Annotated in this window: 15 protein-coding genes and 1 pseudogene; 11 read left to right on the forward strand and 5 right to left on the reverse strand. The window is 61.3% G+C overall.

Translation table 11 applies throughout. From position 1 onward, the window contains the following. The 3 genes and pseudogenes from EN964_RS05075 to EN964_RS05085 all read right to left on the reverse strand — a co-directional run. Positions 1-231, reverse strand: a pseudogene (locus tag EN964_RS05075) (3-isopropylmalate dehydratase small subunit); the annotation flags it as partial. Positions 232-233: 2 nt separating this feature from the next. Beyond that, entirely contained in the window at positions 234-1,631 is a 1,398-nt protein-coding gene (gene leuC / locus EN964_RS05080; protein ID WP_245456763.1) for a 3-isopropylmalate dehydratase large subunit, read from the reverse strand. Between the two features lie 471 nt (positions 1,632-2,102). Then, positions 2,103-2,849 carry an SDR family oxidoreductase gene (locus EN964_RS05085; protein WP_024504883.1) on the reverse strand — a complete coding sequence of 249 codons (747 nt, stop codon included), beginning with the start codon at positions 2,847-2,849 and terminating at the stop codon, positions 2,103-2,105. Positions 2,850-3,333: 484 nt separating this feature from the next. Between EN964_RS05085 and EN964_RS05090 the strand changes: the two genes are divergently transcribed. From EN964_RS05090 to EN964_RS05115, 6 genes are all read left to right on the forward strand, one after another. Next, positions 3,334-4,101, forward strand: coding sequence for a glutaredoxin domain-containing protein (locus tag EN964_RS05090; protein WP_024504884.1), 768 nt, complete (start codon positions 3,334-3,336; stop codon positions 4,099-4,101). A 157-nt stretch (positions 4,102-4,258) separates the two neighbouring features. After that, positions 4,259-5,197: a thioredoxin-disulfide reductase gene (gene trxB / locus EN964_RS05095; protein ID WP_032899518.1), complete on the forward strand. Its 939-nt coding sequence runs from the start codon at positions 4,259-4,261 to the stop codon at positions 5,195-5,197. A gap of 403 nt (positions 5,198-5,600) precedes the next feature. Then, entirely contained in the window at positions 5,601-6,569 is a 969-nt protein-coding gene (locus tag EN964_RS05100) for a tripartite tricarboxylate transporter substrate binding protein (RefSeq protein WP_164748757.1), read from the forward strand. Between the two features lie 181 nt (positions 6,570-6,750). Next, the gene (locus EN964_RS05105; protein WP_081714390.1) at positions 6,751-7,269 is read left to right on the forward strand and encodes a tripartite tricarboxylate transporter TctB family protein; all 519 of its coding nucleotides are present in this window, start codon (positions 6,751-6,753) and stop codon (positions 7,267-7,269) included. A 26-nt stretch (positions 7,270-7,295) separates the two neighbouring features. Next, on the forward strand, positions 7,296-8,795 hold the full coding sequence (locus EN964_RS05110) for a tripartite tricarboxylate transporter permease (protein WP_127267272.1): 1,500 nt from the start codon (positions 7,296-7,298) through the stop codon (positions 8,793-8,795). Between the two features lie 326 nt (positions 8,796-9,121). Then, positions 9,122-9,958: an SDR family NAD(P)-dependent oxidoreductase gene (locus EN964_RS05115; protein WP_127267273.1), complete on the forward strand. Its 837-nt coding sequence runs from the start codon at positions 9,122-9,124 to the stop codon at positions 9,956-9,958. A 579-nt stretch (positions 9,959-10,537) separates the two neighbouring features. On the opposite strand, the gene EN964_RS05120 is transcribed toward EN964_RS05115, so the two are convergent. Beyond that, positions 10,538-11,776, reverse strand: coding sequence for an amidohydrolase family protein (locus tag EN964_RS05120; RefSeq protein WP_024504890.1), 1,239 nt, complete (start codon positions 11,774-11,776; stop codon positions 10,538-10,540). Between the two features lie 64 nt (positions 11,777-11,840). Next, on the reverse strand, positions 11,841-12,593 hold the full coding sequence (locus tag EN964_RS05125; protein WP_024504891.1) for an SDR family NAD(P)-dependent oxidoreductase: 753 nt from the start codon (positions 12,591-12,593) through the stop codon (positions 11,841-11,843). A 262-nt stretch (positions 12,594-12,855) separates the two neighbouring features. On the opposite strand from EN964_RS05125, the gene EN964_RS05130 reads away from it, so the two are divergent. The 5 genes from EN964_RS05130 to EN964_RS05150 form a co-directional block, all read left to right on the forward strand. Further along, positions 12,856-13,740, forward strand: a complete 885-nt coding sequence (locus tag EN964_RS05130) for a LysR family transcriptional regulator (RefSeq protein WP_032899521.1) — start codon at positions 12,856-12,858, stop codon at positions 13,738-13,740. Between the two features lie 157 nt (positions 13,741-13,897). After that, the gene (gene leuB, locus EN964_RS05135) at positions 13,898-14,998 is read left to right on the forward strand and encodes a 3-isopropylmalate dehydrogenase (RefSeq protein WP_024504892.1); all 1,101 of its coding nucleotides are present in this window, start codon (positions 13,898-13,900) and stop codon (positions 14,996-14,998) included. 235 nt (positions 14,999-15,233) lie between these two features. Next, on the forward strand, positions 15,234-16,538 hold the full coding sequence (larA, locus tag EN964_RS05140) for a nickel-dependent lactate racemase (RefSeq protein WP_127269157.1): 1,305 nt from the start codon (positions 15,234-15,236) through the stop codon (positions 16,536-16,538). Continuing rightward, positions 16,535-17,776 (forward strand): LarC family nickel insertion protein, encoded by a 1,242-nt coding sequence (locus EN964_RS05145; protein WP_256754936.1) that lies wholly within the window; start codon positions 16,535-16,537, stop codon positions 17,774-17,776. The genes larA and EN964_RS05145 overlap by 4 nt, the downstream gene beginning before the upstream one ends. Further along, positions 17,769-18,381: adenine nucleotide alpha hydrolase (locus tag EN964_RS05150; protein WP_127276215.1), on the forward strand; the 613-nt coding region annotated here is incomplete at its 3' end. The genes EN964_RS05145 and EN964_RS05150, both read left to right, overlap by 8 nt.

The following is an 18,381-nucleotide window of genomic DNA, read 5'->3' on the forward strand; positions in this document are numbered from 1 at the left end:
GAAATGATCGTCGGCAACCAAGATCTCGGCGTGGCGATAGGGTGGCGTGTTGAGTACAAAATTTTCCCGCTCCTTGCCGCCGTCGTCGAAGCGCAGATCGTGGAAGAGATATTGGGAAAAGCCCTCGGCGCGGGGTTTCGAAAGGAAGCGCGCCGGCAGGATCTGGTCGGTATCGACATTGACGCCAGGAAAGGGAACGGCGGTCGCCGTGACCGACTTGAACGGTTCCATGGTCATTCTCCTCGCTGAAACTGGCGAACGTCGGTGAGGTGGCCGGTGATAGCGGCTGCGGCCGCCATGGTCGGGCTCATCAAGTGGGTACGTGCGCCGCGACCCTGTCGGCCGACGAAATTACGATTTGAGGTCGAGGCGCAGCGCTTGCCGGAAGCCACGGTCTCGCCATTGGTTCCCAGGCAAAGCGAACAGCCCGCCTCGCGCCACTCGAAACCGGCGTGGAGGAAGATGCTGTCCAGCCCCTCAGCCTCCGCCTGAGCCTTGACCAGGCCAGACCCAGGCACGATCCAAGCTTCGACTCTCGGATGGACCGTCCGGCCTTTGACGACCGCCGCGGCGGATCTCAAGTCCTCGATCCGGCCATTGGTGCACGAGCCGATGAATACCCGGTCGACCGGGATTTCAGCCAGCAACGTGCCGGGTTCGAGTCCCATATATGTAAGCGCCTTCGACATGGCTTCGCGGCGCTCGGCGGTGTTGGCGCGATCCGGGTCTGGCACTAGCGCGTCGATTGGAGCGACGTCCTCAAGGCTCGTGCCCCAGGTTACCATCGGCGCGATCTCGGCCGCGTCGAGTGTGACTTCCCTGTCGAACACGGCGTCGGGATCCGAGCCGAGCTGCGACCAGCGCTCGACCGCCTTGTCCCAGGCTTCTCCCGAGGGCGAATAGGGCCGGCCCTTCACATAGTCGAACGTCACCTGGTCTGGCGCGATCATGCCGGCGCGCGCGCCGGCCTCGATCGACATATTGCAGACAGTCAAGCGGCCTTCCATGGTCAGATCACGGATGGCGGAGCCGGCATATTCGATGACATAGCCGACCGCGCCAGCGGCGCCGATCTTACGGATAATGGCGAGAATGACGTCCTTGGCGCTTACGCCGAAGCCCAGTTCGCCCTCGACGGAAATCCGCATGGATTTCGGTTTGCGCTGCCATAGCGTTTGGGTGGCCAACACCTGCGTTGCCTGCGTCATGCCGACGCCGAACGCCAGAGCGCCCAGCGCGCCGTGCGTCGAGGTATGACTGTCGGCGCAAACGATGGTCATGCCCGGCTGGCTGATACCCTGCTCGGGGCCGATGACATGCACGATGCCCTGCCGGCTGTCGGCAAGTTCAAACACGGTGAAGCCGAGCTCCTTGGCGTTCTCCATCAGCGACTCGACCATGCCGCGGCGCTCGGCGCTGGGAATGCGCGCAACCTGACGCACGTCAGTCGGCACGTAGTGGTCGGGCGTGCCGAAAATTTGATGAGGAGCTCTCGGGCGCAAGCCGCGCGCCCGCAGGAACTCGAATGCTGGCTGATAACCGTCGTGGATGAGATGCCGGTCGACATAGAGCAGCGTCTCACCGTCCGCGCGGTCGAGGATGCTGTGCTGCGACCAGATCTTGTCCAGCATGGTGAGAGCCGCGCGAGGCCGGCCTAAGCTCATCATATTTTTCTCCCATAGGAAGCAGATCAAACGAAGCAAGCAACCAAAGGCGGTGATGCTCAGCCGCAGCCGGTGAGTAGCATGGCGCCCGCCGATACGTTCGGGGCCATTTTCTAACGTAGTGACGTCCGCCCCAAGGAGTCTTTGTTGGGAAGGGTGTCATCGCAACGCGCGATGACTGGCGATTGTCGCACCGAGTTGATCGGCTCACCATCGATTCTGGCCAAGGCGTGTCGGGTGGACAGCTTCCCCTCCCGACGCTCGTCCACGGGCGCATCCAACCCGACTCCCGGCAACGGGCGTCGATCCGAACAGACCGTCCAAACTACTTCTCTTCAAGCAACACGGGGGGCCCCTGGGGCTTGGAAGCCAGTGCAGTTAGCTGGCTCCTAACAATGCCGCATATCTTTCAAGGGACAGGCCCGCCGAGCGGTCATCTCAAAGCTGACTCTTGCCCCCGTCAACGACGATCTCGGTGCCCAGCATGAAGGACGAGGCGTCGGAGGCGAGGAAAAGCGCCACTTCCGCCTGCTCGGATGGATCGGCGGCGCGGCCGATCGGCACGCGTGCCTGAACGGTCGCCAGCGCCTTTTCGGCGCCGTTGGCGAACGGTCCTTCGCTGGTGAACACGGCGGTCTTGGTTGGTCCTGGCGACAGGCAGAAGACACGGATGCGGCGCGACAAGAGGTCTGCCGAAATCGCCTTGGCTAGGGCCAAGGCCGGAGCCTTCGAAGCCGCGTACAGTGCCATATTGGGCTGACCGGTCTTGGCGGCGATCGACCCCGTCAGGATCACCACGCCGCAATCGCGCATGAAGGGTGCTGCCTTTTGGACCGTGAAGAACTGGCCCTTGGTGTTGACAGCAAAAAGCTTATCGAAATCCTCGCCGGTCCAGTCGGCGAACGGCTTGAACACGGTGATGCCGGCATTGGCGAAGACGATGTCGATGCCTCCGAGCGCTTCCGAGGCAAGCACCGCACCAGCCGCGATGGAGTCCAGGTCGGAGACGTCCATGTGGACGCCGACACTACCCGGACCCAGCTCGGCTGCCAGCGCCTGGGCTTTCTTGCCGTCGCGTGCGCAGAGCGCCACACGCGCGCCTTCGCGGACGAATGTCCGCGCCGCAGCAAGCCCGATGCCGCTCGTTCCGCCGGTAATCAGCGCAGTCTTTCCCGCAAGTCGCATTCACAATCCCTCAATGTTGGCGCCCGCATCCGTCTGGTGGTGAGAACCTACGGGAGGCGGCGGGTGGTAGGAGCCCAGCTCATCTTCGCCGGCACACCCCCGGGCCAAATGGAGCATGCCCCGCTCTGATAGCGTTTGACCGGCTGCTCGGCATTGAATGCTCTCTTTGCCCCTTCATGGTTCAGACGAGAGCGCCGACGCGGACGTGGCGCCAGTCTCGGCCTCTCTTAAAAGCAGGCTTCCATGATCGAAAGTCGCAAACGGGAAGGAAAGCATCGTGCCCGACGATGCCGCGGCCCGGCACATCGCCGATCACGATGCCCCCCTTCCCGAATGGCGTCTTCAGTTGCTGCCCACGACGCTTTAGACAATCCGGGGACGCTACAGTTTGCCGGCTGATCCCGACTGGGGTCGCGTGGTCCGCCGCGCCGCACGCAAATCGAAGGATTTCAAGATTCTCGGTTCAAGAGCAGGAGATTTATACATGTACACCGATCCGATCAGGGTTTTCTGGGTGCCTGGATGCTCGGCCTGCGTCAAGACGAAGGAGTTCCTGACCAGTCTCGGCGTGCCGTTCGAATCCGTGAACCTGCTCGAGAACGAGCAAGGCGCAGCCGACCTCGCCAAGCTCGGCGCGAAGTCTTTGCCTGTCGTATCGCGCGGCGAGAAGTTCACCTTCGCCCAGTCGCTCGACCAGGTCGCCGAGTTCGTCGGCAGGAAGCGAGACGGCGTCGAGCGACTGCCGCCTGAAGAGCTCCATCGGCGCTGGCAGGAATTTCTCGCGGTAGCGAGATCACTGATCGTGGAGATTCCGGTGGACAAGCTCGGCCACCATCCCATTCCGAACCGCCTGGAGCGAACGGTCCTTGGCCTTGCCTATCACATTTTCCAGATACCTGACGTATTCGTCCGCAACGTCGCGGGAGAATTCGAGGATTGGGCGCACTACGTCAATCTTCCCGCGCCTGATGACATGAAGAACAATGCCGACATCCTTGCTTTTGCCGACGCATCGATCGCGACCCTGACGGGCTGGTGGGATGGCTTGCAGGACCGCGCCTGCCTATGGACCGTCCGGACTTATTATGGCGTGCGTTCGGGCTGGGAGGTACTTGAGCGCCAGACCTGGCACTCGGCGCAGCATACGCGCCAGTTGCAGGCGGTACTCGAAGGCTTTGATATTCCTCTCTCCAAGACTGTCGACGCGAAACTCTATGACGGTCTGCCGATGCCGGTCGCCCTCTGGGAATAGCGCCGCCCCGGTTGCCAACGACGGCCTCTCCCGCCATGCCAGCTGATGGCTACGTCGGACCGCTGCTTTTCGGAGCGGGCGCGAGGCAGCGGATAACCGAGGCGGGCGGGCAATACCGTCGAGCCGGGCAAACCCACCAGCAATCTTGGGCGAACGAATGAGCACACGGGTCATCATTATCGGGTCGGGGCCGGCGGGCTACACCGCCGCCATCTATGCGGCACGCGCGCTGTGCAATCCCGTGCTGATCTGTGGGCCGCAACCTGGTGGACAGCTGACGGTAACCACGGATGTCGAGAACTATCCGGGATTCCCCGACATCGTCCAGGGCCCATGGCTCATGGAGCAGATGCAGAAACAGGCGGAACACTGCGGGGCGACTATCGTCACTGACCATGTCGAAACCGCCGATCTCAGCGAGCGGCCGTTCAGGGTAATCACGTCGTCCGGCAAGCGCTACGAGACCGAGGCGCTCATCATCGCGACCGGCGCCCAGGCCAGGTGGCTTGGCCTGCCTTCGGAAGAGCGTTTCCGCGGCTTCGGTGTCTCCGCTTGCGCTACATGCGACGGCATATTCTTCATCCGCAAGCACGTCGTGGTGGTTGGCGGGGGCAACACCGCGGCCGAGGAAGCGCTATTCCTCAGCAAATATGCGTCTAAGGTCACGCTCGTGCACCGTGGTGCCAGTTTGCGAGCGGAGAAAATCCTGCAGCAACGACTGTTCAACGACACGAAAATCGAGGTCGTCTGGGAGCATGTAGTGGATGAAGTTCTGGGCAACGAAGAACCGGCGCTCTCCGTCGAAGGCATTCGCCTCAGGCATGCCAGAACGGGTGCCGTGCAGAACCTGCCTGCCGACGGGCTGTTCGTCGCGATCGGCCACAGCCCGTCCGTCCGGGTCTTTGGCGACCAGCTCCGACAGAAGCCCGGTGGCTACATCTGGGTTGAGCCTGGATCGACGCGCACCAGCGTTCCGGGCGTCTTTGCGGCAGGCGATGTAAGCGACGATGTCTATCGGCAGGCGGTAACCGCTGCCGGCCTCGGCTGCATGGCCGCCATCGAGGCGGAACGGTTCCTCGCTCACCCTCATTCGTAATGCTTGCGGCTGCGCAACCGGGCCTGGCTCGCTCTACCATGCTTTGCCATATTCTCTCCGCTCCGCCGTCTATCGGTAAAGCATACCGCGGCACCTGGCTCCGAGCAGAAGCCTTATCCTCGCAGTGTGCGATGCCGGCATAAGAATCTACGACTCACCTTTTTGCGCCGTTTCTTTTTATAAGGTCGCCGTACTGCGCCGTCGGCCATGCCGTCGCGAAGTGCCGCGGGAGGCCAAGAGGAACGGTGATGGGCTTTTAGTTGGCGGCAGGAATTCGGGTGCGCTGTCTACGGTTCCTTTGGGACGTGACGCTAGCAAAGTCTCGCTGCGGGATGGAAGCCTCGAAGAAGCAATAAAAAGGGAGAGAAGAATGATTGGATCCTACAAAAAATCAGCCCATGCCATGCTGGCAGCGCTGTCGCTGGTACTGCTGTCGCTCGCTGGCGCCAACTGCGCCAAGGCGGCTGATGACTATCCGAACAAGCCGATCGAAGTAATCGTCGGCTACCTCCCCGGTGGCGCAACCGACTTCGCCGCCCGCGTCCTCGCCGAGTCACTGTCGACCAGCCTCGGACAGCCGGTGATCGTCAATAACCGCCCCGGCGCCTCTTCGGCGATCGCCGTTGATGCCGTCAAGCGCGCGGATCCAGATGGCTATACGCTTCTGTTTGGCAACAACGACGCGATTGCGATATTGCCGGCCGTCAAGCCGGACGTGGCCTACAAGATCCCGGACGACCTGACCTTCATTTCCCGGGTCGTCGAGTTTCCACTGGTGTTCGCTGTCAGCACGAAGCTGCCGCTCAACGCCATGAAAGATTTCGTCGAATACGCGAAGGCCAATCCCGGCAAGTTCAACTACGGCTCTTCGGGTGTTGGCGGTTCGCTGCACATTGAGGGTGTGCGTATGGCCCTGGCGGCAGGCATCGACATCACCCACGTCGCCTACAAAGGTGCTGCCGGTGCTGTGACCGACCTCGTCGGAGGCCAGATCGACGGCATGTTCGGCACGGTGAAGGACATCTCCGCCCATCTCAACACTGGCACCATCAAGCTGCTGGCCGTGACCTCTCCCGAGCGCGTACCGGTAGTGCCGGATGTGCCGACTTTGGCCGAAGCCGGCCTCGGCGACGCCACCGTCACGGGCTGGTTCGCCCTCATGGGTCCCGCGAACATGCCTAAGGAGGTCACCGACAAGCTGAGCAAGGCCGTCGCCGACGCCTTGGTCAAGCCGGAAGTGGCAAAGCGTCTGGCTGACTCTGGCCTGTATACGTCGCCGCTTGCCGGCGCTGAGTTCAAGGATTTCGTGGTCAAGCAACTCGACACGTTCAAGACCATCGCCGAAAAGCAGAACATCCGGATTACCGATTGACGGTTCGTCGCGGGCGGCTCATTCGTTTTGGGCCGCCCTAAGTCTGGCATGAACGTTGCGCGCGGATTGGAATTTTCGATGCGAAATCCGCCAATCGCCCCATATCGCCAAGCGGCATCAAGCACCCCGAACCAGGCAGGTTCTGACCTACCATGGCTCCTGCTGCTTCGGCCTATGATTTATGCACCGGGTCCTCACGATGCCATCTCAACTTGAAAAGCCGAGAGACGTGATCAGTGGGACGCTGGTGCTCGCCACCGGTGCAGCGTTCCTTTACTTCGGTCGCGGGTTGACGGTCGGCAGCGCTTCGCGAATGGGGCCGGGCTACTTTCCGATCGTTCTGAGCCTGCTGATGGTCGTTCTGGGGCTTGCCATCATCGTTAACGCATTGCGTTCAAAAAGCGGGGCAGGCGAGGCGCTGACGATCCCTTGGCGTGCGCTTGTCCTCGTCCTGGGCTCGATCATGGTCTTCGCCCTAACCCTCAAAGGGCTCGGCCTGTTCATCTCGCTGGCGCTCTGCATTCTGGCGACGACCATGGCCAGCAGCTACACGAAGTGGATCCCCTCCATCACGCTAGCCCTCGTGCTGTCTCTCGTCTGCGCCTTCCTTTTCGTCTATGCGCTCGGATTGCCCATCCCGATCATCGGGCAATGGCTATCTTTCGGTTACTGGTGGCCTTCGGCTTCCCCCAGCCCGTGAAAATCACCAGCTGAAGAACATTTTTCATGGACTTCTTTTCCAATCTTGAGCTTGGTTTCCAGACGGCACTGAACCCGTGGAACCTGCTGTACTGCTTCATCGGCTGCCTGCTAGGCACAGCTGTCGGGGTCTTGCCGGGTCTCGGGCCGGTGGCAACAATTGCCATGCTTCTGCCGCTGACCTTCAGCCTGTCGCCCGACACGGCGATGATAATGCTGGCCGGCATCTACTACGGTGCGCAATACGGAAGCTCCACCACCGCCATCCTGATCAACCTGCCGGGCGAAGCCGGCTCGATCGTGACCGCGATTGACGGCTACGAGATGGCCAAGCAGGGCAGGGCGGGTCAGGCGTTGGCGGTGGCGGCACTGGGTTCGTTCTTCGCCGGAACGGTCGCAACGCTCATCCTGGCGCTGTTCGCTCCGGTGCTGGCCGGCTTTGCGCTGAAGTTCGGCCCGGCAGAGTATTTCTCCCTGATGGTGCTCGGCCTCGTTGCATCAGTTACGCTTGCGTCAGGTTCGCTGCTCAAGGCGTTCGCGATGATCGTGCTGGGCCTGCTGCTTGGCCTGGTCGGGACCGATGTCGAGAGCGGCACGCTGCGATACACGTTCGGCATACCGAGCTTGGCCGACGGGCTCGATTTCGTCGCGCTCAGCATGGGCGTATTCGGTATCAACGAGATCATCTTCAACATCGAGCATGAGCAGAAGCGCAACGTAATTGTTCGCAAGGTGAGCAAACTCATGTTGACGGCTGCGGAGCTCAAGAGCGTCATAGCCCCGGTCTTGCGAGGGACTGGCATCGGCACCGTGCTTGGGATCTTGCCCGGCGGTGGCGCAGTCCTGGCATCGTTCGCGGCCTATGCGGTCGAGAGCCGTGTCTCGAAAAACCGGTCGCAGTTCGGCAAGGGCGCTATTCAAGGGGTCGCGGCGCCAGAAAGCGCCAACAATGCCGGCGCGCAGACCTCATTCATCCCGATGCTGACGCTCGGCATCCCCTCCAACCCGGTAATGGCGATGATGATCGGCGCGTTGGTTATCCAGGGCATTACACCTGGCCCGAATGTCGCCACTGAGCAGCCGGCCCTGTTCTGGGGTCTGATCGCCTCGATGTGGGTCGGCAATCTGATGCTGGTCCTGCTTAACCTGCCTCTGATTGGCATATGGGTGCGGATGCTGATGGTGCCGTACCACTACCTCGCTCCGGCGATCGTTGCGATTTGCTGCATCGGCGCTTACAGCGTCTACAACGACTCGTTCAGCATCTACACAATGGCCCTGTTCGGCCTCGTCGGCTACATCCTGATCAAGCTCGACTTCGAACCAGCGCCGCTGCTGCTCGGCTTCGTGCTGGGACCGATGCTGGAGGAGAACCTGCGGCGGGCAATGGTGCTTTCCCGTGGCGACCCGACCGTGTTCCTCACCCGGCCCGGCAGCCTCATGCTGATCGTTCTGGCCGCGATACTGTTGGTCCTGGTGCTGTTGCCCAGCATACGCTCGAAGCGCGAGGAAGCGTTTCAGGAGTGACTTCGGGTAGGAGGGAAAAACCGGCGCGTCAGGCATCTCAGCCAGCGATTGAGTCCTTCCAAAAATGGTGTCGCGCAGGTCTTGACAGAGTTGCATGGGAGCTATCCGAATTGCGGACGGTCGACCGACGCGATTGGCAAGTGACGCCGTGGCCAAGGATGAGCGCTGGTGGCATCGTCCGAGACGATGCATCACTTCCCAATCGCGACTGGGGCTAACGCCGTCGTATCATTATCAGAACTGCGTCGCCTCCTGGGCGACTAGTTGGCCCGTTGTCATCGGAACGTTCCCGATCGACGGACTAAGCCACGCAATTGGGAGGATTTATGCCGTATTCGGATTTCAAGGGGAAGGTTGCGATCATAACGGGGGCCGGTGCAGGTATCGGCCTTGCCATTGCTGAAGCGCTTGTCAAGGAAGGGGTGCGTGTTGCTGGCATGGATATCAATCTGGATGGTGTGAGCCGGGTTGAGCAGCGCGTTGGGAAAGACAAGTTCCTTGCCTTGCAGGTCGACATCACTGATCCGGCGAATTGCAAACGGGGCGTGGATGCTGCTGCAGAGCATTTCGGTGGATTGCATGTCCTCATCAACAATGCCGCGCTCGGCATGAACGCCGTGCACCCACGTTACGAGACTCTCCCCTTGCAGATCGAAGACGTCAGCGAAGAACTGTGGAAAAAATTCATGCTGACCAATGTCTGCGGCACGTTCAACATGTCGCGCCAGGTCGTTCCGCGCCTGCGTCCGCAGAAATGGGGCCGCATCATTAACGTCAGCACGAGCTACTTGACCATGATGCGGCCGGGCTTTTCCCCCTACGGACCGTCAAAGGCGGCTCTCGAAGCATGGTCGATGATGCTGTCGCGCGAACTCGATGAATCAGGCATCACCGTCAACGTCGTGTTGCCGGGCGGGCCGGTAGACACGGCCATGGTTCCCGATAGGGATGGCCTTGATCGCGAGACGCTTATCCGCCCCGAGATGATGGCTCCGATGATTCTGGCGCTCTTGACCAGCGAGGGCGACAAAATAACCGGCAAACGCTTCCTCGCGGTCGATTGGGACAATACGACCAGCGACCCGCAGCTTCAGACCCACCGGACCGCGGCCTGGCCGGAGCTAGCCACTCCGCTCGCAGCGTTGGCGCCGAAGAAGGGGTGAATGTCCTCCATGGACTAACCTCCCATGTACAGCGTGGCGGGAGGGGAACAACCAGCCAGACAAGGGATTTGCCTCTTTCCGGCAAGGCAGCTCTCCTCGAGGGAAGGTCGGGTCGTTGACCGGCTTGATGAAGTTCTGAAAACCGCTGAAGCGGGCGCGTGCCCAGTTGGGCAAAAGATGCGTCCGTCATGGCAGACCGCACGGCCTCAACCAGCGGATAAACGATCACCAGAACCAGAAGTATGGCGATCGGCGCCAACAGCAAATAGGGCAGCCCTTCAAAGCTTTGGCGTCGCCTCTTCGAACGAGCTATGTCCCTCCACTCAGCAGTTACTGAAACTTCGCTCAAATGCGCGACCTCCAGCATGCGCGGACACCAGGGCGGTCGAATTCAGCATTGGGATAGTTGGCTGGACGCGGGCTCAGAGCCTTCGATGGGATGGACCTCGTCGCATTCCACGATGTAAGGCGTGAACGCGGAAGACTTGTCGATATCCAAGTGACACAGCCGGTCCGCCCCCGGAGCGGACATCTCAAGACTGGCAAAAGGATGGCGGCGTGATTGGTCCCAGCGTGAGCCTAGGCTGCGAGCTGGTTCTTCACGAATGCACCATCCTTCATGATGGCGGACATGTAGCGGCCTTGACTGCCCAGCGCAGACAGATCCTTCACGGGATCCTTGTCGACCACGAGGAGGTCGGCAAAGGCGCCTGCCGCGATCGTGCCGACCTTGCCTTCCATACGGACGAGTTCGGCGGCGGTAAGGGTTGCCGATTTGATCACCTCGATCGCCGGCAGCGCCTCCGCGCGGATCAGGAACTCTTCGGACTGATAGCTGTGCATCGAGCCCAACACGTCGGTGCCGTAAGCCAGCTTGACGCCGGCTGCCCGCATCGTCTCCAGCGATTCGGGACCTCTTGCGCGCACCCATTTCAGGCGTTCCACAAAGCCGGGATCCAGCTTCAGCGCATCGGCCTCGCGGATCTGCGCTTCATAGGCGGCGATCGTCGGCGTGACGATCGCACCTTGCTTCGCAGCGGTGGCAGCGGTTTGAGGGGTAATAAGTGTCGCGTGTTCGATCGAATGAATACCGCATTCGAGTGCACGTGCGACGGCCTCGTCGGTGTGGGTGTGCACCGACACATACATCTTGGCCTTGTCGGCTTCGTCCTGGAACGCGCGCAGCTCATCCATCGAATAGCCGAGATATGGCCGAGGAAAATGGGAGGATGCCGCGCCGCCATTGGCCATCACCTTGATGAATCTGGCGCCCTTGCGAACCTCGTCGCGAGCGGCACGGCGGCAGTCGTCGACGCCGTCAACGATGCGTCCTACCGAGCCGAGTTGGTCGAGTTGACGGTCGCCACTGATCATGTCGTAGCGCGTCCGATAGTCCGAATGGCCGCCGGTCTGCACCATGGCCTTGCCGCAAATGACCAGGCGAGGACCTTCGATAAGACCCTGCTCTATCGCATGGACCTGAGCCACAGTCGCGCCGCCGAGGTCGCGTACGGTGGTGAAACCGCGATTGAGCATGCCCTTCAATATCCGCACCGAATGATAGGCGACGAGTTCGTTTGGCAGAAACGAGTTTTCGGCCGGATCGGCAACTCCGGAATTGATGTGCACATGGCAATCGATCAGGCCCGGCATCAAAGTCTTCCCGCGCAGATCGAAGCGATGCGCGTTGCTATCCCGGATCGGCTTGTCTGAAACCTCGTCGATAACATTGCCGCTGACGCGGACGAAACGGTCGTGCTCGCCGTCCTCATTGGAGCCGTCAACGATCCGCGCGTTTTCGAATATGTAGGAAGGCATCAGCAGTCTCCTTGTTGGATCGGTGCGCCGCCACGTGCGCCGCGGAATTTGACGGGCGCTACGGTCAGTAGGTTGCCCTGCCGCCGGAAAGATCGAACACCGCGCCGGTGGTAAAGGAATTCTCCTCTGACGCTAGCCAGCAGATCATGGAGGCGGCTTCGCCAAGTTCGAGCATGCGGCCGCGCGGAATCTTGGCAAGCATGTACTCGATGTGTTGCGGTGACTGCTCCATTGCCCCAGGCGTCTTGGCAACCGCCGGAGTGACGCAGTTGACTGCGATGTTCTGCCCTGCGAGTTCCTTGCCCAGTGACTTCGTCAAGGCGATCACGGCTGCCTTCATGGAGCTGTAGGCGACCGCGTTGGGGTTGCCCTCCTTGCCGGCAATGGAGCTGAGGTTGACGATGCGCCCGTAGTTAAGCTCCCGCATATGAGGGACGATGGCGCGGCAGCAGTTGAAAGTCCCTATCAATCCCACACTCAGGACCTGTGCGAAGGCCTCGGGTGGATATTCCCAGGTCGGCATGTTCGGCCCGACCAACGCCGCATTGTTGATCAGTATGTCGATCTTGCCAAACCGTTCCAGCGTGTGTGCAAAGCCCGCTTCCACCGACGCGAGGTCGCCAATGTCAGTCTCAATCCCAAGCACGTCGCGGGTTCGTCCAAGCTGATTGAGAGCCTTTTGCAACGCAGCGCCATCGCGATCCCAGATCGCTATCCTGGCACCGGATGCCAGCATCCGCTCGCTGACTGCGAACCCGATGCCCTGCGCTCCGCCCGTGACAATCGCTACGCGCTGCTCAAGATCATATCGATTCATGGTCGAAGACGCACTCTGATTGAATTATTGATTGAAGCATGTTCCACGGGGGAACCGGTGGCGATTTCGCGACAAGCGCGTGCCAGAACGTATTGACTGCGATGGCCTTTCGCAAAAGACTTCGTTTGGAATGGCTGCTTCGCGATCCGCGATGATGCCCTTGCGACAGTTGCATCCGTGCGGTCAACAGCTATTAGCAGTGACTGGCTGCGTGTTTCGCAGGCCTGACATGGATGGAATATGCCGGAGAGGGGGAGCTACATTGCGTTTTGACCTTCTTTCGCTTCAGCTGTTTGTCGCCGTTTGCGAAGAGCAGAGTATCGCCAAGGCGGCCGATCGCGAGCACATCGCGGCATCGGCGGTGAGCAAGCGGATTTCCGATCTCGAGATACGCCTCAGTACGCCTTTGTTTCACCGCAGCTCGAAGGGACTGGAGCTGACCGCGGCAGCGCAGGCGCTGCTCCACCATGCGCGCGTCGTGCTCCGCGACTTGAAGCAGATGGAGATTGAGCTTGCCCATCACGCCAGTGGCGTCAGCGGGCAGGTCCGCATTTTTGCGAGTGTTTCGACGATCATCCAGCATCTGCCGTCGGATCTGAGCAACTTTCTGGGGACGCATTCGGCCATTCGAATCGATCTGGAGGAGGGCACCAGCCAGCAGGCCGTGGACGCGGTGGCCGAGAACGCTGCGGATATCGGCGTCTTCGGTGGCGTCGTGCCCCGTCGCGGTTTGAAATACATCCCGTATCGCAGCGACCGCCTCGTGGTGCTGGCTCACAGGGACCACCCGCTAAGCTCGCAAACTTCCGTCAAGTTCGCCGACCTCCCGGATTATGACCTGATCGGGCCAAGCAGGGGAAGTTTTCTGGATATGCTCGTCATTCGCGCCGCGGCTGAGCTGAGCAAACCGTTGAAAATGCCAATCCGGGTCAACGGGTTCGAGACGGTGTCGACAATGGTAGAGGCGCAGATGGGCGTCGGCCTCGTGCCGGCGGGATGTGCCGCCCGTTATGTAACGGGTGGCATGCTTGCGGCAATCGCGCTCGACGAGCCTTGGGCAGTCAGGCAGTGGAACATCTGCGTTCAGGACAGTCAGGGCCTGCCACCACCCGTGAAGCTGCTGTTGAAGCACCTTACCAACAGTTGAGAGGCTGGTCCGCCGGCTAACCGGTGCGTCGCGTCCGACGATGCGAGCTTTCCAAAGGACGACTTCGAAGGGTCCGGGTCGGCCCATATAAGTCCTGCCGCAGAGAGGGCCGAGCGAATGCGCCCGCCTCTTCAACTCAATTTCGAAAGGCAAGGCCTTGAAGATAGTAGTGCTCCCAGGAGACGGGATCGGTAAGGAAGTGACCGCGGAGGCAGTAAGGGCGCTGCACGCGGTCATCGGTAGTGAACTCCCGCTCGAACTCACAGAAGCCGTAATCGGAGGTGAGGGGCTGGAGCGCTTCGGCGATGCCCTGCCGCCTGATACCCTCGACATCTCACGCAAAGCTGATGCCATTCTGCTTGGCGGAACCGGCGTTCCTGAGGATGAGAGGCGAGCGCCGAGCGAGGGGGCCGGTTACGGCCTGCTCAAGCTGCGCAAGGCCCTCGGTCTCTATGCTAACTTCCGCCCGGTCGTGCTTTATCCCGAGCTTGTGGACGCCTCCACACTCAAGCCCGAAATTGTCACGGGGGTCGATCTGATCATCTTGCGTGAACTGACCGGCGATCTCTATTTCGGCCAGCCGCGTGGTGTCTCTCGTGACGAGACTGGCGCGCGTGTCGGCATCAACACGATGCGTTATACCGATGCCGAGATCGAGCGCATAGCGCATGCGGGCTTCCAGGCCGCCGCGAAACGACGTAAGAAACTGTGTTCGGTTGACAAGGCAAACGTCCTTGAAACGATGGCGCTGTGGCGCGAGGTCGTTATCGAAGTCAGCAAGCAGTATCCCGATGTGGAATTGACGCATCTCTACATTGACGCGGCGTCCATGGCCTTGATCCGGAATCCCAAGCAATTCGATGTTGTCGTGACGGGCAATGTCTTCGGCGATATCCTCTCCGATGCGGCGGCCATGTTGGCCGGCTCAATCGGAATGCTGCCGTCGGCCTCCCTCGGCGATCACAACAAGGGCCTATACGAACCGGTCCATGGCACCGCGCCGGACATCGCTGGCAAGGACTTGGCGAACCCACTGGCCGCAATCCTTTCGGTTGCCATGATGCTCCGGCAGTCGTTTGGCCGCGACCAGCACGCTTCGCGTATCGAGCAGGCCGTACGGTCAGTGCTGCGCGAGGGGTATCGGACCGCAGACATCTATCAACCCGGCTGCAGGAAGATCGGCACGAGGGCCATGGGTGAAGCAGTTGTCGAGGCGATCCGCAAGCAGAAGGTTGGCGGGGAGGCGGAATTTGCCTGACCGGCCGCTATGACCTGCTGCTCTCGCGGCAAGTCGGTCGCGTCCGCATCGCCGATTGCGACGACAGGTCACCAAACCGAGACTTACTTCGGTTGACTGACCAGCGGTACTCGAAGGCAAGCCAGACATGTTCGAGCGACGTCACGTGGCCGAAGAGGGCTGAATCAGCCGCCGAACATCATAGGTGCCGGGCCGTAGCGACGGACGGCGGATCGTGAGAGCCGAGGGACGGCAGATGAAACATGGCGGTCCTTTCGAACTTGCCTTCGGTCGTGGATTGCTGAAGCTGGCATTGCCGCAAGGCGCGGAGCCGACAGTAATCCGGAAGGCGTTGTTGCCAAAACTCTTCGACGCCTCTTCAGCAATTGCATCCGCCTTCGCGAATCCGATTGGCTCCGAGCCTTTAGCCCGTCTGGTGGTCGGGCGTCGGAGCGCCTGCATCCTTATCTGCGACATCACGCGCCCGGTGCCGAACCGGCTATTCCTACGCGTCATGATCGAGACAATGATTAAAGGCGACATTCCCGCGGACAGGATCGATGTGCTCGTTGCCACCGGCCTTCATCGTCCGAACGAGGGTGTGGAACTGGAGGAACTGGTCGGCGATCCTTGGGTTCTGAAGACCGTCCGCGTCACCAATCATTTCGCACGCAACGAACACGACCACGTCGATCTGGGACATACGCAGACGCGTGGGACACCGATCCGGATCAATCGGCTTTTCGCGGATGCGGACCTCCGTATCGCTACAGGCCTGGTCGAGCCCCATTTCATGGCAGGCTGGTCCGGTGGTCGAAAGGTTGTCGCCCCCGGCGTTGCCGGCCACGAAACCATCCGCACCTTCCACTCGGCGCGTTTCATGGAAGACCCGCTGTCAGTCCAGTGCAATCTGGTCGGCAACCCGCTCCATGAGGAACAGTTGCAGATCGTACGCAAGGTTGGCGAAATCTATGCGTTGAACACCGTGCTCGATGAAGATCGCGATCTGGTTTGCGTGACCTTTGGCGAGATCATAGCCAGCCATCTGGCTGCGGTCGATTTCATCGCCGACACGACGATGATCGACGTGCCGCGCCGGTTCAAGACCGTGGTGACGTCGTCTGCAGGCTATCCCCTCGACAAGACCTACTACCAGACGATCAAGGGTATGGTGACGCCGATCGACATTCTCGACCCGGGCGGGACGCTGATCATCGCCTCGGAATGTTCGGAGGGCTTTGGCAGCCACGAATTCCGCCAGGCGCAAGCGCGCTTGGTGGAGATGGGACCCGAGCCATTCCTTGCCACGCTTACGGCGAAGACGCTTGCCGACATCGATGAATGGCAGACGGAGATGCAGCTGAAGCCGATGCGGGTGGGCAAGATCCAGCTCTACACGACCGGGCTAGATCGCGAGGAACGCCGCATCACCGGAGTTGAACTGGTCCCCTCGGTAAACGACGCAATCGCGGCCAGTCTTGAACGCCATGGCGACCCCGCCGTTGCCATCATCCCGGAGGGACCATACGTCATTCCGATCTATCGGCGGGCAGGACTGTGAGACGCGTCCACCTCGATGCAGTCGGCGGCATCGCCGGCGACATGTTCGTCGCGGCAATGCTCGACGCGCTGCCTGACCTGCGAGAGCGCGTACTTGCCGACGGCGCTGCAGTGCTTCCGGTTGAGGCCGGTGGCATTGCCTTCGAGGAAGGCGAGAGCCTGTCGATGCGCGTGCGGCGCTTCGGTCTGGTCGCGAAGCGCGCGATTTCGGCTGCAGCGCCACACGCCCATGCGAACGCATATGGTGATGATGATGGCCACCATCACCATCACGATCGCAACCAGATTCCTGATGAAGCGCATGCAGGTAGTTTTGCTGACATGGTGGCACGCATCAAAGCCGCGGATCTCCACGATGGAACGGCTGCCAGGGCCATTGCGATACTGACGATCATTGCCGAGGCGGAGGCGGCCATCCATCGCGTGCCGGTCGAAAGGGTACATTTTCACGAGATCGCCGACTGGGACTCCCTGGTTGACGTCGTCTGCGCCGGCAGCATCGCAGCGGCGCTCGACAAGACGGTGTGGAGTGTCTCGGCTCTGCCGCGAGGCGGTGGCCTTGTGCACACCGCCCACGGGCTGCTGCCCGTTCCCGCGCCTGCCACGGCCGCGATCCTGACCGGTTTCGAATGGCGCGACGACGGGATATCAGGCGAGCGCGTGACGCCGACCGGCGCGGCGATCCTTAAACATCTCACAGCGCCTGGTGCTGGCGGCACGTCTGGCCGGCTTGTGTCGTCCGGAACAGGCGCGGGGACGCGGCACCTGCCCGGGATGCCGAACATTCTTCGCGTTCTCGTCCTAGAGAACGAAGTCTCAACTCCGAGCGACACCATCAGTGTCATCGAATTCGAAATCGACGACATGACCGGCGAAGAGATGGGCGTCGCCTGCGATCGCCTCAGGGCAACGGACGGCGTGTTGGATCTCTCCGTGGGGCAGCGCCTCGGCAAGAAGGGGCGTCCCGCCTCGTCGTTCCGGCTTCTGGCGAGACCGGAACTGGCCGATCAGGTGACGGCCCGGTGTTTTGCCGAGACATCGACAATCGGCTTGCGCCTGCGGGAGGAACGCCGGCTGGTCCTCTTCCGGGAAAACGTCAAGGCTGCCGGACTTGCCGTCAAGGCGGTCCTCCGGCCATCGGGCATCACACGCAAGGTGGAAAGCGATGCCCTTCGAGGCGGAAGCCTTGCCGAGCGCCGCGCCATGAAGTGGCAGGCCGAGACGACCGACGATGAATGACATTGCGCCGGCACAGCGTCTTGACCGCGTTCTTGACCGTTTCGAACAGCTCGCCATTGCTGTCAGCGGCGGCGTGGATTCAGTGACGCTGGCAGCCTTCGCACATCGCAAGCCGGGCCTTGCGGTGACGGTAATCCATGCCGCCTCACCAGCCGTTCCGGAAGAGGCGACGGCACGCGTGCGGGGTCTGTCAGATACCGAAGGCTGGACGACCCTCGTCATCGGAACTGGCGAGTTCGAGGATTCACGCTATCGGGACAATCCCTCGAACCGCTGCTATTTCTGCAAGACCAATCTCTACGATCGGATACGCACACTGACGCCGCATGTGATCGCGTCGGGTGCCAATCTCGATGATCTCGGCGACTATCGTCCCGGGCTGCTGGCTGCCGCCGAGCGCCAGGTGGTACATCCCCTCATCGAAGCGGAAATGGCCAAGGCCGACATTCGCGCGCTTTCTCGCGAGCTTGGCCTGGGCTCTGTCGCCGAATTGCCCGCCCAGCCATGCCTGGCAAGCCGCGTCGAGACGGGAATAGCGATCGATGCCCGCGACCTCGCATTCATCGAGAAGGCCGAGCGGCATCTGGCTGACATTGCCGCCAGTG

This window comes from Mesorhizobium sp. M7A.F.Ca.CA.001.10.2.1 (genome assembly GCF_003998575.1).
Taxonomy (GTDB): domain Bacteria; phylum Pseudomonadota; class Alphaproteobacteria; order Rhizobiales; family Rhizobiaceae; genus Mesorhizobium.

Excerpts from the sequence above, each read along its gene's own strand:
- leuC (WP_245456763.1), bottom strand. The coding sequence starts at position 1,631 with ATGCTGGACAAGATCTGGTCGCAGCACAGCATCCTCGACCGCGCGGAC.
- EN964_RS05085 (WP_024504883.1), bottom strand. The coding sequence starts at position 2,849 with ATGCGACTTGCGGGAAAGACTGCGCTGATTACCGGCGGAACGAGCGGC.
- EN964_RS05090 (WP_024504884.1), top strand. The coding sequence starts at position 3,334 with ATGTACACCGATCCGATCAGGGTTTTCTGGGTGCCTGGATGCTCGGCC.
- trxB (WP_032899518.1), top strand. The coding sequence starts at position 4,259 with ATGAGCACACGGGTCATCATTATCGGGTCGGGGCCGGCGGGCTACACC.
- EN964_RS05100 (WP_164748757.1), top strand. The coding sequence starts at position 5,601 with ATGCTGGCAGCGCTGTCGCTGGTACTGCTGTCGCTCGCTGGCGCCAAC.
- EN964_RS05105 (WP_081714390.1), top strand. The coding sequence starts at position 6,751 with ATGCACCGGGTCCTCACGATGCCATCTCAACTTGAAAAGCCGAGAGAC.
- EN964_RS05110 (WP_127267272.1), top strand. The coding sequence starts at position 7,296 with ATGGACTTCTTTTCCAATCTTGAGCTTGGTTTCCAGACGGCACTGAAC.
- EN964_RS05115 (WP_127267273.1), top strand. The coding sequence starts at position 9,122 with ATGCCGTATTCGGATTTCAAGGGGAAGGTTGCGATCATAACGGGGGCC.
- EN964_RS05120 (WP_024504890.1), bottom strand. The coding sequence starts at position 11,776 with ATGCCTTCCTACATATTCGAAAACGCGCGGATCGTTGACGGCTCCAAT.
- EN964_RS05125 (WP_024504891.1), bottom strand. The coding sequence starts at position 12,593 with ATGAATCGATATGATCTTGAGCAGCGCGTAGCGATTGTCACGGGCGGA.
- larA (WP_127269157.1), top strand. The coding sequence starts at position 15,234 with ATGAAACATGGCGGTCCTTTCGAACTTGCCTTCGGTCGTGGATTGCTG.